The following is a 16169-nucleotide window of genomic DNA, read 5'->3' as shown; positions in this document are numbered from 1 at the left end:
ATTTTTCTGTTGCAATCGGCAAAACAAAAGTTTACAATTAAAACAAATGTTTAAAGGGTGATGGAATTGAATGAAAAGGAAAGGGCTGTTCTTGAATTAATTCGAGCCAACCCTTATTTATCACAACAGGAAATGGCTGATGCCCTCCGGATTTCCAGACCCTCCTTGGCAAATATCATTTCCGGTTTGATTAAACAAGGAAAGATTCAAGGACGGGCATACATCCTTCCTGAGGAAAAGGAAATCATCTGTATTGGCGGAGCCAACATAGACCGGAAATTCCATCTGAATGAACAAACCCAACTTGGAACTTCCAATCCGGCTTCGATGTCCGTTTCTGTCGGAGGTGTTGCTCGGAATATAGGGGAAAACTTAGGTCGCCTCGATCATCATGTTCGACTATTGACAGTTGCGGGCAATGATAGTGATTGGGATGTGATCGTCAGGGAATCCTCATCATTTATGGATGTTTCGGACGTTGGCCAATTGATCGGAAAATCGACAGGTTCATACTCGGCTGTTTTGGATCCGACGGGTGAGCTTGTGATCGCGTTAGCGAATATGGAGATTTATGATTACTTGACTCCTGTCTATTTGGAGGAAAAGTCGAGAATCATTTCAAACGCATCTATGATTATCATCGATTTGAACTGCCCGAAGGAGTCTGTCGATTATATTAAAAACTTGGCAAACCAAAAAGGGAACCCACTCGTTATCATTCCTGTTTCTTCTCCGAAAATGAACAGGATGCCGACTGATTTGAAAGGCGTTACATGGTTCATCTGCAATCGCGATGAAGCGGAGACATATACCGGCCTGATAATCGACAATGAAGAGGACTGGAAGCAAGCTGTTCAAAAATTGCTTGCATTTGGTGCGGAAAATGTCGTCGTTACTTCCGGATCAAAAGGGATCATGGCAGCGACTGCTGGCGGGGAAGCGATCCGTTTCCCCGCAGTGCAAAATGTGCATGTCGAGGATGTAACAGGAGCAGGGGATGCATTTGTATCTGGATTGCTTCATGGCCATTTGATTGGCGAGCCATTTGAAGAGAATATCCGAATGGGATTATTGAATGCAGCAAAAACGTTGGAATGCTCTTCTACGGTAAGACCAGAATTGACACGAGATCTTCTTAAAAAAGAATTGGAGGAATTACAATGAAACAATACCTAACGTATTCACAAGAAGTACAAGAAGCAATGGCGGCAGGAAAACCAGTAGTCGCTTTAGAATCAACAATCATTTCTCACGGTATGCCTTATCCGCAAAACGTGCAAACTGCTCGCGAAGTAGAGCAAATCATCCGTGATAACGGCGCTGTTCCTGCAACGATCGCCATCATTGATGGAAAGATCAAAATCGGCCTTTCAGACGATGAGCTTGAAATGTTCGGCAATAGCCAAGGAGTTGCAAAAGCGTCAAGACGTGACCTCGCGTATTTAGTAGCAACGAAACAATTAGGGGCTACAACAGTTGCCACGACAATGATTGCTGCATCACTTGCGGGCATTAAAATCTTCGTTACTGGCGGAATCGGCGGTGTCCACCGTGGTGCTGAAACGACAATGGATATTTCTGCTGACTTGGAAGAGCTTGCACAAACGGATGTTGCTGTCATTTGTGCGGGTGCGAAATCTATTCTCGACCTTGGCCTAACACTCGAATACTTGGAGACAAACGGTGTACCAGTCGTTGGTTATGGTACGGATGTCCTTCCGGCATTCTTTACACGTGAAAGTGATTTTAGTCTCAATATCCGTGTAGACAACCCAGAGACAGTCGCTGACATTCTTCGTGTGAAATGGGACCTTGGCTTAAAAGGCGGCGCGGTCATCGCAAATCCAATTCCGGAAGCTGATGCAATGGACAAGTCCTTCATCGACGGAATTATTAATGAAGCACTAAAAGAAGCAGATGAGCAAAATATCGCTGGAAAAGACGTTACACCATTCATGCTAGGCAAAGTAAAAGATCTTACTGAAGGACGCAGCCTAGAAGCGAATATTGCATTAGTTAAAAATAACGCAGTCGTTGGTGCAAAAATTGCTGTTGCATTGAATGCGTAATAATTTTGAATGGGCTGTCCGGGAAGTCATCCGGACAGCTTTTTTATTGAAATGATAAATTCAGTGCTCAAGAATGTCCGTCTCGCGCTCAAGAATATCTGTCCGCGCTCAAGATCTCCGTCTCGCGCTCAAGAATGTCGTTCCGCGCTCAAGATAGACCGTCTCGCGCTCAAGAATGTCGTTCCGCGCTCAAGATAGACCGACTCGCGCTCAAGAATGTCGTTCCGCGCTCAAGATAGACCGACTCGCGCTCAAGAATGTCGTTCCGCGCTCAAGCATATCCGTCCGCGCTCAAGATCTTCGTTCCGCGCTCAAGATAGACCGTCTCGCGCTCAAGAATGTCGTTCCGCGCTCAAGATAGACCGTCTCGCGCTTAAGAATGTCGTTCTGCGCTCAAGATAGACCGTCTTGCGCTCAAGAATATTCATTCCGCGCTCAAAATAGAACGGCCCGCGCTCAAAGCAAGCCATCCCACAACTATTATTCTTTGAAGACACTCCCTTTTCTAGTACAATGAAAAGTATTGTGTTTTAATGAAGGAGTTTTTAGCATGAAATTGATCTCATGGAATGTTAATGGCTTGCGAGCTTCTGTAAGAAAAGGGTTTCTGGACTATTTCAAAGAGCAGGATGCCGATATTTTCTGCGTTCAGGAAACGAAATTGCAAAGCGGGCAAATCGAGCTTGAGCTTGAAGGGTATCATCAATATTGGAACTATGCGTTAAAGAAAGGTTATTCGGGAACAGCCGTCTTCACGAAAGATGAGCCGATTGCTGTAACATATGGGGTTGGCGAATCGGCAACTGAAGAGGAAGGCCGGATCTTAACGCTGGAATTCCCCCTATTTTATTTGGTCAATGTATATGCGCCGAATGCGCAAAGGGACTTGGCTCGCCTTCCTTTTCGCTTGGAATGGGAAAGAAAATTGAGAGATTACTTGAGCCGGTTGAAAAGCACAAAATCTGTAATTTTCTGTGGGGATCTAAATGTTGCCCATCAGGATATTGATATACGTAACTACAAATCAAACGTAGGGAATTCAGGTTTCACACTTGAAGAAAGAAGAGAATTTACGGCTTTATTAAATGAAGGTTTTATTGACACTTTCCGTCATTTATATCCGGACAAAGAAGGGGCATACACTTGGTGGTCTTACATGCGAGATGTCAGGGCGCGGAATATTGGTTGGCGGATCGACTATTTCCTCATATCGGATTGTCTTCTGCCGTCTTTGAAAACAGCTGATATACATGCGAGTACGATGGGAAGTGACCATTGCCCGATCGTTTTGGAGATGGATTTCACGTGAAAACAGCTGGAGAAGGTTGATAAAAACCTGCTCCAGCTGTTTTATTCAGATTGTTAACAGGGAAGTAGTCGCCTATTAACGGTTGTTGTTGTTGTCATTTTGTTGAGCGCGGGCTTCTCCGCCTTTGCGACCGATTTCTTCGTAGAAATCTCTGTCATGATTTTTCGCAGTAGCTTCTCCGCCTTTGCGACCGATTTCCTCGTAGAAATCTCTATCATGATTTTGTGCAGTAGCTTCTCCGCCTTTGCGACCGATTTCTTCGTAGAAATCTTTGTCGTGATTTTTTGCAGTAGCTTCTCCGCCTTTACGGCCTGCTTCCTCTAAAGACATTTTTCCTCGGTTGTTATTGTTGTTGTTTTTGTTATTAGCCATAATAAATATCTCTCCTTTTCGTTTGATATATTTGTAGTGGCCTACAGTCCATCTATAGCCCGTCATACGGAATGATAAACTAGATGTCGTGGTAATTAATACTATTGAAACATTATTAACTTTATTGAGATAATAGTTATAAAAAAGTAATGGTAAACTACTATATTATTTCTCGAATTACCAGATAAATCAATTTGTAAGCACTATCTTCCTTTGGTCCCTTAAAAAGCATTTCTGTTCATCAATTTAACATATTTAAATGAAAAAAATCCGTTGAAAACTGGTTTATGCGTGATATAATAAGACCCTAAATAACACATCCACTCATATAATCGCAGGGATATGGCCTGCAAGTTTCTACCGGTCCACCGTAAATGGACCGACTATGAGAAGCAAAGTAAAAAAGGTACATGCATATGCATGCCACTTTTTTATTCATTCGGCGATTGTAAACCCCGAATGGCCTTGCTCCACTCATGTCATGAATGGATGCACGGTCATATGGGGTTTTTTTATATTCAATTGATCGTGACTAAAAAGGAGGAACATCAGGTTGAAGCAGTTACAGGAGAAAATCATGCAGGATGGTAAAGTGTTATCCGATCAAGTGTTAAAAGTGGATTCGTTTTTGAATCATCAAATCGATCCTCCGCTTATGAAGGCGATCGGAGAGGAATTTGCGGAGCGTTTCAAAGAGGGCGGGGTAACAAAAGTGCTATCCATCGAATCTTCCGGAATTGCGCCTGCTATGATGACCGGATTAGTATTGGGCGTTCCTGCAATTTTTGCTCGTAAACGCAAATCGTTGACGATGAGCGAGCATTTATATACAGCCGGCGTTCATTCATTCACGAAAAATGAAACGAATGAAATATCCGTCTCTAAAGATTTCCTGAAAAAAGGGGACAAGGTTTTAATTCTAGATGATTTTCTTGCGAATGGACAAGCGGTTCTCGGACTACTTAATATCGTTGAGCAGGCGGAAGCAGAACTTGTAGGTGTAGGGATTGTCATTGAAAAAGGATTCCAGCCCGGAGGAGCAATGATTCGGGAAAAAGGAATCCGCGTCGAATCTTTAGCGATTCTTAAATCACTTGCAGAAGGTAAAGTCGAATTTAAGGAAGAAGGTACCTCAATATGAAATCGGTTGTATTAGGATTTCAGCATTTACTTGCCATGTACGCAGGCGCGATTCTAGTCCCTCTCATTGTAGGGCAAGCAATCGGCTTAACTTCCACTCAGCTGACGTATCTCGTGTCGATTGATATTTTGATGTGTGGGGTTGCTACGATTTTCCAAATTATGAGCAATCGATTTTTCGGAATAGGGTTGCCAGTCGTTTTAGGATGTACATTTACAGCAGTAGGTCCGATGATCTCCATTGGGGATAAATACGGAATATCAGCAATTTATGGCTCAGTTATCGCATCAGGATTAATTATTATTCTTATTAGTACGTTTTTTGGGAAGTTGATCAAGTTCTTCCCGCCTGTCGTAACGGGTTCTGTAGTCACGATTATTGGTATCACTTTAATTCCTGTCGCTTTGAATAATATGGGCGGGGGAATGGGTGCGCCTGATTTCGGATCCAGTACAAACATTCTTCTGTCGTTTGGAACACTTCTATGCATTATCCTCTTATATAGATTTACAACAGGTTTCCTACGATCGATTTCGATTTTACTTGGGATGGCAGCAGGCACGGTAGCAGCGATGATGATGGGCGTCGTGGATTTCAGTGCTGTGAATGAAGCTTCTGCATTCCATATGGTAATGCCTTTCTATCTTGGCGCACCGACGTTCCATCTCTATCCGATTTTGACAATGACATTAGTCGCGATGGTTTCATTAGTGGAATCAACTGGCGTGTACTTTGCATTAGGTGATATTACGGAGAAGGATATTAAAGAGAAGGATTTGGAGAAAGGGTATCGTTCTGAAGGATTGGCTTCGTTGATCGGCGGAATCTTCAACGCATTCCCATACACGACATTCTCTCAAAATGTCGGTTTAGTACAAATGTCTGGTGTTAAATCACGCAAAGTCATTTTAATAACAGCGATCATGCTTGTATCATTGGGCTTCATGCCAAAAATCGCAGCAATGGCAACAGTCATTCCGACTTCTGTGTTAGGTGGGGCGATGGTGGCGATGTTCGGTATGGTTATTTCACAAGGAATCAAAATGTTAAGTAAGGTTGTAGCTGAATCGCAGGAAAATGCGATGATCATCGCTTGTTCAGTAGGTCTCGGTCTTGGCGTATCCGTCGTTCCTGATATTTTCGCAAACCTTCCTGAAAACTTCCAAATGTTAACGAGCAACGGCATCGTAGCTGGCAGCTTGACTGCAATTGTGTTAAATATCATGTTTAATATGCTTCCTTCGAAAAAGCGCAAGAGAGCAACGCAGGTACAGTTAACAGAGCAAGAGGTATAAAGATTAATAGAACAAACAAAAACGAGACTCCTTCGCAGAGTCTCGTTTTTGTTTCGTTTATTGGCTGCTATCGTCAGTATCCGTGTCAGTACCGGTATCAGTGTCCATATCAGCATCGGTACCATCATCTACATCAAGATCCACATCAGTATCTGTGCCGTCGTCTACGTCAGCAGGTGGATTATTGACATCTACATCCGTATCATCTTCACCGTCTGCACATGCAGCTAGAAGCCCTACGGAAAGGAATGTTGCTGCTCCAAGCTTCAACCATTTCTTGTCTTCAGTAAGTAGTTTCATTGAAATCTCCTCCAAGGTGTAATCTTTAATTGTTGCCTATTTGTTAGATACCCTTGAAAGAGTTTCCTAATCATTACAGATTTATTGCAAAAATATTACAGACTTATGATCGATGCTGTTCGTACCGATGTGCTTCGGTCAATTGGGGAACGGAGGATAGTTCGGATTGCTCCACTTCCTTTTCATACGCAACAATCGAGTCAAGAAGCTGTTCCTTTGAGCTTGCACCGATTAATGCGGATGCGATTGCATCTTCCTTCAAGTTGAATGCTAGTGCTAGCGCATGCATATCTTTGGCAGATTCATGCAACTTGTCGACTGTACTTTTCAGCGCTTCAGAATCATAGGCGACAAAGCCGTCCATCTTCCTAACCCGAGTGAGGCCTTCATCCGTCAATAATCCTTTTGCTAAAGTCCCTCTAGTGATAACGGATGCGCCCGCTTCACGGATCATCGGGAACCATTCCTCTGGCCGTCGATCTAACAGGCTATATTGCATCATGACGGAAATGGCGGAGCTGTTCATTAAAAAGCGTTTGATGACATTCGGTCGAATTGACGAAATTCCATACTGTCTAATGACGCCTTCCTTTTTTAATGCCTCGAACGCTTCGATCGTTTCGGACACATTATCCTCCATCGTTCCGCCATGCAACTGATAAAGATCGATGTAGTCAGTGCCAAGACGTCTCAGACTGTCCTTTACAGCTTCCATTATATAAGCTTTCGAAGCATCCCAATGCCAACCGTCTTCTCCAGGTGAACGTCGGTTGCCGACCTTCGTTGCTAGAATGATTTTATCCCGTCGGCCTTTCATTACATCACCGACCAAAGATTCATTTTTGCCGTCAGCATATAAATCTGCAGTATCAAAGAAATTGATGCCTGCTTCTAATGCTACGTCGATAATATTTTTCACTTCATCCAAGTCATCAGGGAATGACATGCACCCGAGTCCTAGTTCAGATACATAAATGCCGCTATTGCCAAGCTCTCTCTTTTTCAATGGCGCACCTCCGCTATTGTTTTCATCTACAATAAATAAACTGTACAATGTAGAAGTTGATAGGGAAAGTTTGTTGCTTGAGTGAATGATAAGGAGTGTTGGCGAAATGAATCGTTTTGAGGAAAAAACCGTTTCATCTAATCTTTTGTTTGAAGGAAAAATCATCTCCCTCCGTATCGACGAAGTCGAATTGCCAGATGGGAAAAGAGCGAAGAGGGAACTCATCGATCATCCCGGAGCTGTTGCAATTATCCCGATTACAGATGATGGAAAGATAATTCTTGTTGAGCAATACAGGAAGGCGTTGAATCGTTCCCTTATTGAAATTCCTGCAGGCAAGATTGAGCCTGGTGAGGATATTAACGTTACGGCGCTCCGTGAATTGGAAGAAGAAACGGGTTATGGGGCTAATCGATTTGAATACTTACAGTCATTTGCCACATCACCTGGTTTTGCAAATGAAATCATTCATATTTTCGTAGCGCAAGGACTATATAAAATAGACAAGCCTGCTGCGGGTGATGAGGACGAATTCATCGAGCTTTTCGAATGTACAATCGAAGAGGCTGAAGAGATGGTGCTGGATCAACGGATTTATGATGCGAAAACAGCTTTTGCGATTCTTCACGCAAAAAAACTTCTAAAAGATTGAGCTATTTTGGAACGGACAAGCATACGTTATAGTAACGATGCGGAGGTGAAGCCTATGGTCCGTTCCTTATCTTTTATCCATCTTTTTATCATACTAGCCGTCGGATATATCGGCGGGGCATTGTTGTTCAGGGAAATTCCGATAGCTGCATCCGAAAAATGGATCGGCTTTTTCGATTCAAGGGTCATTTCAACTGCCGATGGGTCAATATGGAAACCTCTTCTAATATTGCTAGTGTTTTTTGCTGTGACATTCCTTCTATCAATTAATAGCAAAACAAGACACGCGATATTATTTTTTGGTGCAGTTAAATGTGTTGTTTTCGGATTGTCATCTTCCTTCCTCCTTTATTCAGGAATGAGTATTTGGCAATATGCAATTTGGTGGTTCCCGTTCCAATTCATTTCCTGTTTACTTTTTCTAATCTATTGTGTCGTATTAAGTCCGCCTTATTTCAATAGAGTATCGAGGAAAGCTAGGAATCTACAAGCCATACCCGTATTAGCGGGACTATCTCTATTCATTTTTTTATTGGAAATAACAATATTCCATTTTCTCATACGCTGACCGGAATAGTAGTCTACTATTTCCTTTCTGTTGTCACATAGAACGCCTCTTTGGTATAATGGTATCAGTGTTGAGGGGGGCGTCATATGGAGAGCCGGATTGAACGGATTAAAAAGCAATTGCACGGGGCCAGCTATAAGTTGACGCCTCAGCGGGAAGCTACGGTCTTGGTCCTTCTTGAGAATGAAGAAGATCATTTAAGTGCTGAAGACGTTTTTTTACTTGTTAAAGAGAAAGCTCCCGAAATCGGCCTTGCCACTGTCTATCGGACATTGGAATTGCTGACGGAGCTGAAGATTGTCGATAAGATCAATTTTGGTGACGGAGTCTCCCGATATGATTTGCGTCAAGAAGGAGCGTCACGTTTTCACCATCATCTCATTTGTATTGAATGCGGAAAAGTTGCTGAAATACAGGAGGACCTTTTGGGCGACGTTGAGAAAATTGTCGAAAGCCGATATGGATTCAGTGTGAAGGATCATTGGTTGACCTTCCATGGAATTTGCGAGAGCTGCAAATCCGCTGGTAATGATAGTAAAAAGTGAAATGGGGATGGCGAGATGCTGTCCCTTTTTGTCATTTGAGAGGTGGATTCTATGAAAGATAGTAAATTTGCGTTGGAGGATTATATCCACTTTCTGAAAGTTGAACGGCAGCTGTCGCAAAACACGGTTGCTTCTTATAAGAGAGACCTTTCCGATTATATTCATCAGCTCGATAAGGCGGGGGTTGAATCAATCGATAATATCGATCGTTCCGCAATTCTGCAATATTTACATCGATTAAAAGAGCAAGGAAAGTCGTCAAGGACGGTCGCAAGGCATATCTCCTCAATACGTTCATTCCATCAATTCCTTTTACGGGAGAAAGTGACGACTCAAGATCCGACCGTTCATTTGGAAATGCCAAAGCTTGAGCAAAAGCTGCCATCTGTTTTATCCGTAAACGAAGTGGACAAATTGATATCCATGCCTCAAAGCTGCAAGCCGCAAGGAAAAAGAGATATTGCGTTGCTTGAACTGCTATATGGAACAGGGATGCGTGTCAGTGAACTCATCGGTCTAAATGTAGATGACATTCATATTTCAATGGGGTTCGTTCGTGTGTTTGGTAAAGGCGGCAAAGAAAGGATTGTCCCGCTAGGCGGAGGTGCAATGAAAGCGTGCTCAATATACATACGGGATGCTCGCCCGACCTTCATTGCAAAAAAGCCAGGGACGGACGCGCTTTTCGTCAATATGAGAGGGACACGCTTGACTCGGCAAGGCTGTTGGAAAATAATTAAAGGATATGCATTGGAAGCAGGTATACAAAAAGTGCTGACCCCTCATATTTTGCGTCATTCTTTTGCGACTCACCTCATTGAAAATGGGGCGGATATTCGAGCGGTACAAGAAATGCTCGGCCATGCTGATATTTCAACAACACAAATTTACACGCATGTGAGCAAATCAAGGCTGAAAGATGTATATGTGAAATTCCACCCTCGTGCTTGAAAACATAGAGGACATTTTGGAGAGTATGAATCTTGGAGGTATGGATATGAAAGAAACAAAATTTAAGCGCGTACATTTGATCGTCCTTGACTCTGTCGGAATAGGCGAGTCACCTGACGCCCACCTATTTGGTGATCAAGGAGCGGATACGCTCGGCCATATCGGCGAACAGATGGGTGGCTTAAAAATGCCGAATATGGGGCGACTTGGCTTATCGAACATTAAAGAAATCAAAGGTATCGAAGTCGAAAATAATCCCCAAGGCTTGTACGGAATGATGCAAGAAGCTTCTGTTGGTAAAGATACGATGACCGGTCATTGGGAATTGATGGGATTGAATATCGATAAACCATTCAAAGTCTACCCGGATGGATTTCCTAAAGAGCTTATCGATGAGCTGGAAAAACGGACGGGAAGAAAAGTGATCGGCAATAAGCCGGCAAGCGGAACTGGCATCATTGATGAGTTAGGCGAGGAGCATATGAAAACAGGCGCTATCATCGTCTACACGTCTGCGGATCCTGTCTTGCAAATTGCTGCGCATGAAGGAATTATTCCGATTGAAGAACAATATCGCATATGTGAAATCGCTCGTGAACTAACGTTGAAGCCTGAATTCCTTGTCGGTCGTGTTATCGCAAGACCGTTTATCGGAGAGCCTGGCAACTTTACACGTACAACTAACCGGCACGACTATGCATTGAAGCCTTTTGGCAGGACGGTCATGAATGAATTGAAGGACGCTGGGAAAGCGGTTGTTGCAGTCGGTAAGATCTCAGACATTTTCAATGGCGAAGGTGTGACGGAAGCTGTACGGACGGTTAGCAATATGGACGGCGTTGACAAATTGATCGAGGTTATGAATACCGATTTCACTGGCATGAGCTTCACAAACCTAGTTGATTTTGATGCTCTATATGGCCACCGAAGAGATCCAATCGGCTACGGAAACGCTTTGCAAGATTTTGATGCTCGCATGCCGGAAATCCTTAATTCATTGAAACAAGATGATTTGCTCATCATTACAGCGGATCATGGAAACGACCCTGTGCATAGTGGTACAGACCATACGAGAGAATATGTCCCTCTACTTATATACTCACCGTTATTCAAAGCAGGCGGAGAATTGCCGTTGCGACAAACATTTTCAGATGTTGGCGCGACGATTGCGGATAACTTCAATGTAAAGTCACCAGAGTTTGGGGAGAGCTTTTTACGTTCATTAATTGAAAAGGTGTGATGATTGTGTTCAGGATGGTTGATATCATCGAGAAAAAAAGAGATGGGGAAGTGCTTTCCAAGGAGGAAATATCGTTTTTCATCAACGGATATACGGATGGTTCTATTCCTGACTATCAGGCGAGCGCTCTATTAATGGCAATATACTTTAAAGGTATGACTGCAGAAGAGCAAGGTCATTTAACGATGGCGATGGTTGAATCTGGCGATCAGATCGATCTATCGGCTATTGAAGGGCTTAAAGTCGACAAGCATTCAACGGGAGGCGTTGGCGATACGACAACGTTGATACTTGCTCCGCTCGTTGCAGCGTGTGGCGTTCCAGTCGCCAAAATGAGTGGCCGCGGCCTTGGTCATACTGGCGGTACTCTTGATAAGCTGGAAGCGATTGAAGGGTTCCATATCGAGCTTACAGAGGAGCAGTTCGTCAACCAAGTAAATAATTTGAAAGTAGCGGTCATTGGCCAAAGCGGCAATTTGACACCTGCCGATAAAAACCTTTATTCCTTACGGGACGTGACGGCAACTGTCAGCAGCATCCCACTCATTGCGAGCTCTATTATGAGCAAAAAAATTGCAGCTGGTGCAGATGCAATTGTCTTGGATGTGAAAACAGGCGATGGCGCATTCATGAAAACGTTGGAAGATGCTGAAGCGCTAGCACATTCCATGGTGGCAATCGGTCGACAAGTCGGAAGAAACACGATGGCAGTCATTTCAGACATGAGCCAACCGTTAGGCTTTGCAATCGGAAACGCGCTCGAAGTAAAAGAGGCAATTGAGACGCTACAAGGCCAAGGTCCTGAAGACTTAACGGAGCTTTGCCTTGTTCTAGGAAGCAAAATGATTGTAGCCGGCGAAAAGGCAAAAACGGTTGAAGAAGCACGCGCTATGCTAGAAGCAGTCATTAAAGACGGTTCAGCATTGAACCTATTTGCGCAATTGATTGAAGCGCAAGGTGGGGACGCTAGGATTGTCCAAGACCCATCACTGCTTCCTACAGCGAAGTTCCAAATCGAAGTCCCTGCTTTATCGTCCGGAACGATTTCCAAGATGGAAGCAGATGAAATCGGTGTCGCAGCAATGCTTCTAGGAGCTGGAAGAGCAACAAAAGAAGACGAAATCGACTTAGCGGTCGGCATTGTCCTAAAGAAAAAAATCGGCGACAAAGTAACCGTCGGCGAACCAGTTGCAATTATCCACTCCAACCGTGAAGACGTCGCAAAATCGATCGACTTGATCCAGAAACACATACACATATCAGACCAAGAACAACAAAAACCAGCCTTGATTCATGAAATGGTTACAGGCTGATATTAATTAACATGGGACGGCCATAGAAAGTCGAAAAATCGACTTTCTATGGCCGTCTTTTTCTATGTAGGATGACCCGCGTCCAAAGCAAGCCTTCCCACGTCCAAAGCTAGCCTCCACGCGTCTAAAGTAAGCCTTTGCGCGTCCAAAGCGAGCCATCCCGCGTCCAAAGCAAGCTACGTATTGGTATCTATTTATTCCTAACATGTGTAAACCGTCCTAAAAATGGATAGACTTTTTCAGGTAGAATGCTTTGTCGAAACATAGGAAAAATACAAAGTTAATGACTAGTTATGTCAGGTGAAAGGGTTTTCCCTGCCCGATGTTGAATGGTTCCGCAAGAAGGAGGGATTCAGCATGGCTGAAATTAATCAAATTGATAGCATTGTGGTCGTAACATTGGCAGGGGAGTTGGACAATCTTGAAGCAAACAGGATCCGTTCCACGATCTCTTCTTCCATTTTCACAGGAAAAGTGAAAGGGATCGTCTGGGATTTGAGCCGCCTTGGATTCATGGATAGCGCAGGCATCGGGCTCATACTTGGCAGGATGAGAGACTTGGCACCATTCAACGGCGAAACACTTATCTTGAATCCATCCCCAACAATGGAGAAAATCTTCAATTTTTCCGGCTTAGGTTCCAACATCAGACACGGCTCGGTCGACAGTGTACTTGGCGAAATCGGAGGGGTCTTACATGAGAAATGAAATGACATTATCATTTGTTGCAATTGAAGAAAATGAAGCGTTAGCGAGGATGGCGATGACGTGTTTTATCACACCGTTGGATCCTACCCTTGAAGAAATCTCGGAATTTAAGACAATCGTTTCAGAAGCAGTCACAAACGCCATTATCCATGGATATGAAAGCGATGGGACGAGCTTGGTGACAATCCATGCTGTAATGGATGAAAACAAAGTGACGATGACAGTCGAAGACAAGGGCAGTGGAATATTTGACGTACAGCAGGCGATGGAGCCGATGTTCACGACAAAACCGCTCATGGAGCGATCGGGTATGGGATTTACGATTATGGAAAGCTTTTCGGACAATCTCTCAGTGGAATCGTCCATTGGAAATGGAACAGTAGTAAGATTCGAGAAAACGTTTTCTCCGGTCACGGAAGCAAGCAGAATGAGGTGACCGATGGATACATCAGTTGAACGGCAAGATGCCCTATTGTCACAGGATAGAATGAGAGTGCTCATTCAACAATCTCAAGATGGCGACAAAGATGCAAGAAGAATGATGGTGGAAGGGAATACAAGGCTCGTCTGGTCCATCGTTCAACGATTTGCGTCGAGAGGAGCCGATCTAGAGGATCTGTTTCAGATCGGCTGTATCGGCCTCATGAAATCGATTGATAAATTCGATTTGTCATATGATGTGAAGTTCTCAACCTATGCTGTACCGATGATTGTCGGGGAAATTCAGCGCTTCCTGCGAGATGACGGCATGGTTAAAGTGAGCAGGTCGATTCGTGAATTGAGTTTCAAAATCCGGCACGCGACGGATGACTACATTAAGAACCATGGGAGATCACCGTCCGTATCTGAAATTGCCGAAGTGTTGGATGTCTCGATCGATGAGGTCATTCTCGCTTCAGATGCTTTACGAGACCCGGCATCCCTGCATGAGCAACTGTACGAAAACGAAGGGGATAGTTTGACGCTGATGGATCAGTTGAGAGATGACCGATCAGAAAGGTTTTTCGATCACATACCGTTACGGGACGTTGTTTCAAAGCTGAATAAACGAGATCAGACAATCATTTATATGCGGTATTATTTGGATTATACACAGAGTGATATCGCCGAACGTATTGGTATTTCGCAAGTGCAAGTATCCCGCTTGGAAAAAAAGATATTGGCCCAGTTGAAAAATTGGATGAGCGCACAACCAGAGGAAAGTGACAGTAAAGTGAGGACGGAATAATACATGGCTAATTTATTCACATCTTTGAAAGACGGAGAAGAATGGTTCCATAGTAAATTCGGGGTGAACGAAACATTCGATGCTACGGCGAAGACCGTGCATTTATGGGGAATGCCTGCATTATTGCTTTATATTAACGGACTCGTTGATGGAGGAATTTTGACGACACTGTTAACAGAAATGCAAGAAGGGATGCAGCCTGAGAAGGATAACTTGGATGATCCCGAATGGTTCCTTACGTATTTTCCTTATTACGCTCTTTCGGATGTCGATGAGAAAGAGAAATTTCTTAATAACATATTAAGCGGACAAGTAGGCTTCATACTCCCCGATGGCTTTGCGTTCATCGGGGATATTCGAAGCTATCCGGGCAGGTCGCCTGAAGAGCCCGACACAGAAAAAGTCATTCGGGGATCTAGAGATGGCTTTACTGAAAATATCATTACGAATACGGCTCTAGTAAGAAGACGTTTGAAGACGGAAGATCTTCGTTTTGAAATGCATCAGACGACTGTTAACGGCAAGACGGACGTTGCAATCACGTTTATGAAAGGGGCTGCAAGTGAAGAGCACCTATCCTATATTCGTGGAAGGCTAAATGACATCAAACATGATGGACTTACAATGACTGATAAATCATTGGAAGAATTTCTATTCAAGCAACGCTTTCATCCGATGCCTTTCGTCCGTTTTACAGAACGTCCTGATATTTGTGCCGCCCATCTTTTGGAGGGCCACATTGCAATCATTGTGGATACGTCTCCATCCGTAATTTTGGTTCCTGCAACGATTTTCCATCATTTGCAACATGCGGAGGAATACAGACAAGCGCCTTTCATCGGGACCTTTGTCCGTTGGCTCCGTCTTTTAGGAGCGTCGCTCAGTCTGTTATTGCTTCCATTTTGGTATTTGCTTTCAACATACCAGCAATATTTGCCGATTTCCCTAAGTTATATCGGGCCAAATGATCCGGGATCAGTCCCTCTTCTCGTCCAATTATTAATCGCGGATATTGGCATAGAAGTATTGCGGATGGCCGCCATTCATACCCCTTCACCGATGACGACGGCAATGGGCCTCGTTGCTGCAATTGTAATCGGCCAAGTGGCGATTGATGTAGGTCTTTTCACAGGAGAAGTCATATTATACGTCGCTGTTAGTGCGATTTTCACTTTCGCCATACCATCGTTTGAATTGAGCATTACAACGAAAGTGTTCAGGATCTTTATTCTAATATTGACGGGTCTACTCGGGGCACCGGGTTTCTTCTTAGGAATCGCTTTCCTCTTTTATTATTTGGCATCCCTCAAACCGATGGGCATTCCTTATTTATGGCCGGCTGTACCATTCTTCCCAGAGGCTATGAAGCGTGTATTGATCCGCTATCCAATGACGATTGATGCACCGAGACCCTTTATAACGAAAGCGCCAGAGCGTAATAGGCTTTCGTAGAGGATTGATAACATGCTTCCA

General features: G+C 43.8%; 16 protein-coding genes, 1 pseudogene and 1 riboswitch. Of the genes and pseudogenes, 14 read left to right on the top strand and 3 right to left on the bottom strand.

The window, feature by feature from the left end; all coding sequences use genetic code 11:
* Window positions 1-66 precede the first annotated feature (66 nt).
* From ACR65H_RS06790 to ACR65H_RS06780, 3 genes are all read left to right on the top strand, one after another.
* Window positions 67-1164 (top strand): carbohydrate kinase, encoded by a 1098-nt coding sequence (locus tag ACR65H_RS06790; RefSeq protein ID WP_440499402.1) that lies wholly within the window; start codon window positions 67-69, stop codon window positions 1162-1164.
* On the top strand, window positions 1161-2069 hold the full coding sequence (locus ACR65H_RS06785) for a pseudouridine-5'-phosphate glycosidase (RefSeq protein ID WP_440499401.1): 909 nt from the start codon (window positions 1161-1163) through the stop codon (window positions 2067-2069). The genes ACR65H_RS06790 and ACR65H_RS06785 overlap by 4 nt, the downstream gene beginning before the upstream one ends.
* A 550-nt stretch (window positions 2070-2619) precedes the next feature.
* A complete protein-coding gene (locus ACR65H_RS06780) occupies window positions 2620-3378 on the top strand; it encodes an exodeoxyribonuclease III (protein ID WP_440499400.1) in 759 nt (252 codons plus the stop codon).
* An 87-nt stretch (window positions 3379-3465) separates the two neighbouring features.
* Here the strand turns inward: ACR65H_RS06780 and ACR65H_RS06775 are convergent.
* Window positions 3466-3750: pseudogene (locus ACR65H_RS06775) on the bottom strand (KGG domain-containing protein); the annotation flags it as partial.
* A 304-nt stretch (window positions 3751-4054) separates the two neighbouring features.
* Window positions 4055-4156, top strand: a riboswitch (purine riboswitch).
* Between the two features lie 147 nt (window positions 4157-4303).
* On the opposite strand from ACR65H_RS06775, the gene ACR65H_RS06770 reads away from it, so the two are divergent.
* Together ACR65H_RS06770 and ACR65H_RS06765 are read left to right on the top strand one after the other, a co-directional pair.
* Window positions 4304-4891, top strand: a complete 588-nt coding sequence (locus ACR65H_RS06770) for a xanthine phosphoribosyltransferase (RefSeq protein WP_440499399.1) — start codon at window positions 4304-4306, stop codon at window positions 4889-4891.
* Window positions 4888-6186 carry a nucleobase:cation symporter-2 family protein gene (locus ACR65H_RS06765; RefSeq protein ID WP_440499398.1) on the top strand — a complete coding sequence of 433 codons (1299 nt, stop codon included), beginning with the start codon at window positions 4888-4890 and terminating at the stop codon, window positions 6184-6186. Before ACR65H_RS06770 ends, ACR65H_RS06765 begins: the two co-directional genes overlap by 4 nt.
* Before the next feature lie 57 nt (window positions 6187-6243).
* On the opposite strand, the gene ACR65H_RS06760 is transcribed toward ACR65H_RS06765, so the two are convergent.
* Window positions 6244-6486 carry a hypothetical protein gene (locus tag ACR65H_RS06760; protein WP_440499397.1) on the bottom strand — a complete coding sequence of 81 codons (243 nt, stop codon included), beginning with the start codon at window positions 6484-6486 and terminating at the stop codon, window positions 6244-6246.
* A 103-nt stretch (window positions 6487-6589) separates the two neighbouring features.
* Window positions 6590-7492: an aldo/keto reductase gene (locus tag ACR65H_RS06755; protein ID WP_440499396.1), complete on the bottom strand. Its 903-nt coding sequence runs from the start codon at window positions 7490-7492 to the stop codon at window positions 6590-6592.
* Between the two features lie 106 nt (window positions 7493-7598).
* Here ACR65H_RS06755 and ACR65H_RS06750 point away from each other — a divergent pair, with 106 nt between their 5' ends.
* From ACR65H_RS06750 to ACR65H_RS06710, 9 genes are all read left to right on the top strand, one after another.
* Complete coding sequence (locus ACR65H_RS06750; RefSeq protein WP_440499395.1) at window positions 7599-8144, top strand: NUDIX domain-containing protein; 546 nt, start codon at window positions 7599-7601, stop codon at window positions 8142-8144.
* Between the two features lie 653 nt (window positions 8145-8797).
* Window positions 8798-9256 (top strand): ferric iron uptake transcriptional regulator, encoded by a 459-nt coding sequence (gene fur, locus ACR65H_RS06745; protein ID WP_440499394.1) that lies wholly within the window; start codon window positions 8798-8800, stop codon window positions 9254-9256.
* A gap of 51 nt (window positions 9257-9307) precedes the next feature.
* Window positions 9308-10207, top strand: coding sequence for a site-specific tyrosine recombinase XerD (gene xerD, locus ACR65H_RS06740; RefSeq protein ID WP_440499393.1), 900 nt, complete (start codon window positions 9308-9310; stop codon window positions 10205-10207).
* 46 nt (window positions 10208-10253) lie between these two features.
* Window positions 10254-11447, top strand: a complete 1194-nt coding sequence (gene deoB / locus ACR65H_RS06735; RefSeq protein ID WP_440499392.1) for a phosphopentomutase — start codon at window positions 10254-10256, stop codon at window positions 11445-11447.
* A gap of 14 nt (window positions 11448-11461) precedes the next feature.
* Window positions 11462-12760, top strand: a complete 1299-nt coding sequence (locus tag ACR65H_RS06730; RefSeq protein ID WP_440499652.1) for a pyrimidine-nucleoside phosphorylase — start codon at window positions 11462-11464, stop codon at window positions 12758-12760.
* Window positions 12761-13117: 357 nt separating this feature from the next.
* On the top strand, window positions 13118-13468 hold the full coding sequence (locus tag ACR65H_RS06725) for an anti-sigma factor antagonist (protein WP_440499391.1): 351 nt from the start codon (window positions 13118-13120) through the stop codon (window positions 13466-13468).
* Window positions 13458-13904, top strand: a complete 447-nt coding sequence (gene spoIIAB, locus ACR65H_RS06720) for an anti-sigma F factor (protein WP_440499390.1) — start codon at window positions 13458-13460, stop codon at window positions 13902-13904. The genes ACR65H_RS06725 and spoIIAB overlap by 11 nt, the downstream gene beginning before the upstream one ends.
* 3 nt (window positions 13905-13907) lie before the next feature.
* Window positions 13908-14696, top strand: a complete 789-nt coding sequence (locus tag ACR65H_RS06715) for a SigF/SigG family RNA polymerase sporulation sigma factor (RefSeq protein WP_440499389.1) — start codon at window positions 13908-13910, stop codon at window positions 14694-14696.
* 3 nt (window positions 14697-14699) lie between these two features.
* Window positions 14700-16148 carry a spore germination protein gene (locus ACR65H_RS06710; RefSeq protein WP_440499388.1) on the top strand — a complete coding sequence of 483 codons (1449 nt, stop codon included), beginning with the start codon at window positions 14700-14702 and terminating at the stop codon, window positions 16146-16148.
* Window positions 16149-16169 lie beyond the last annotated feature (21 nt).

Source organism: Sporosarcina sp. SAFN-015 (assembly GCF_059415085.1).
This window is presented reverse-complemented; position numbering and strand designations above follow the sequence as displayed.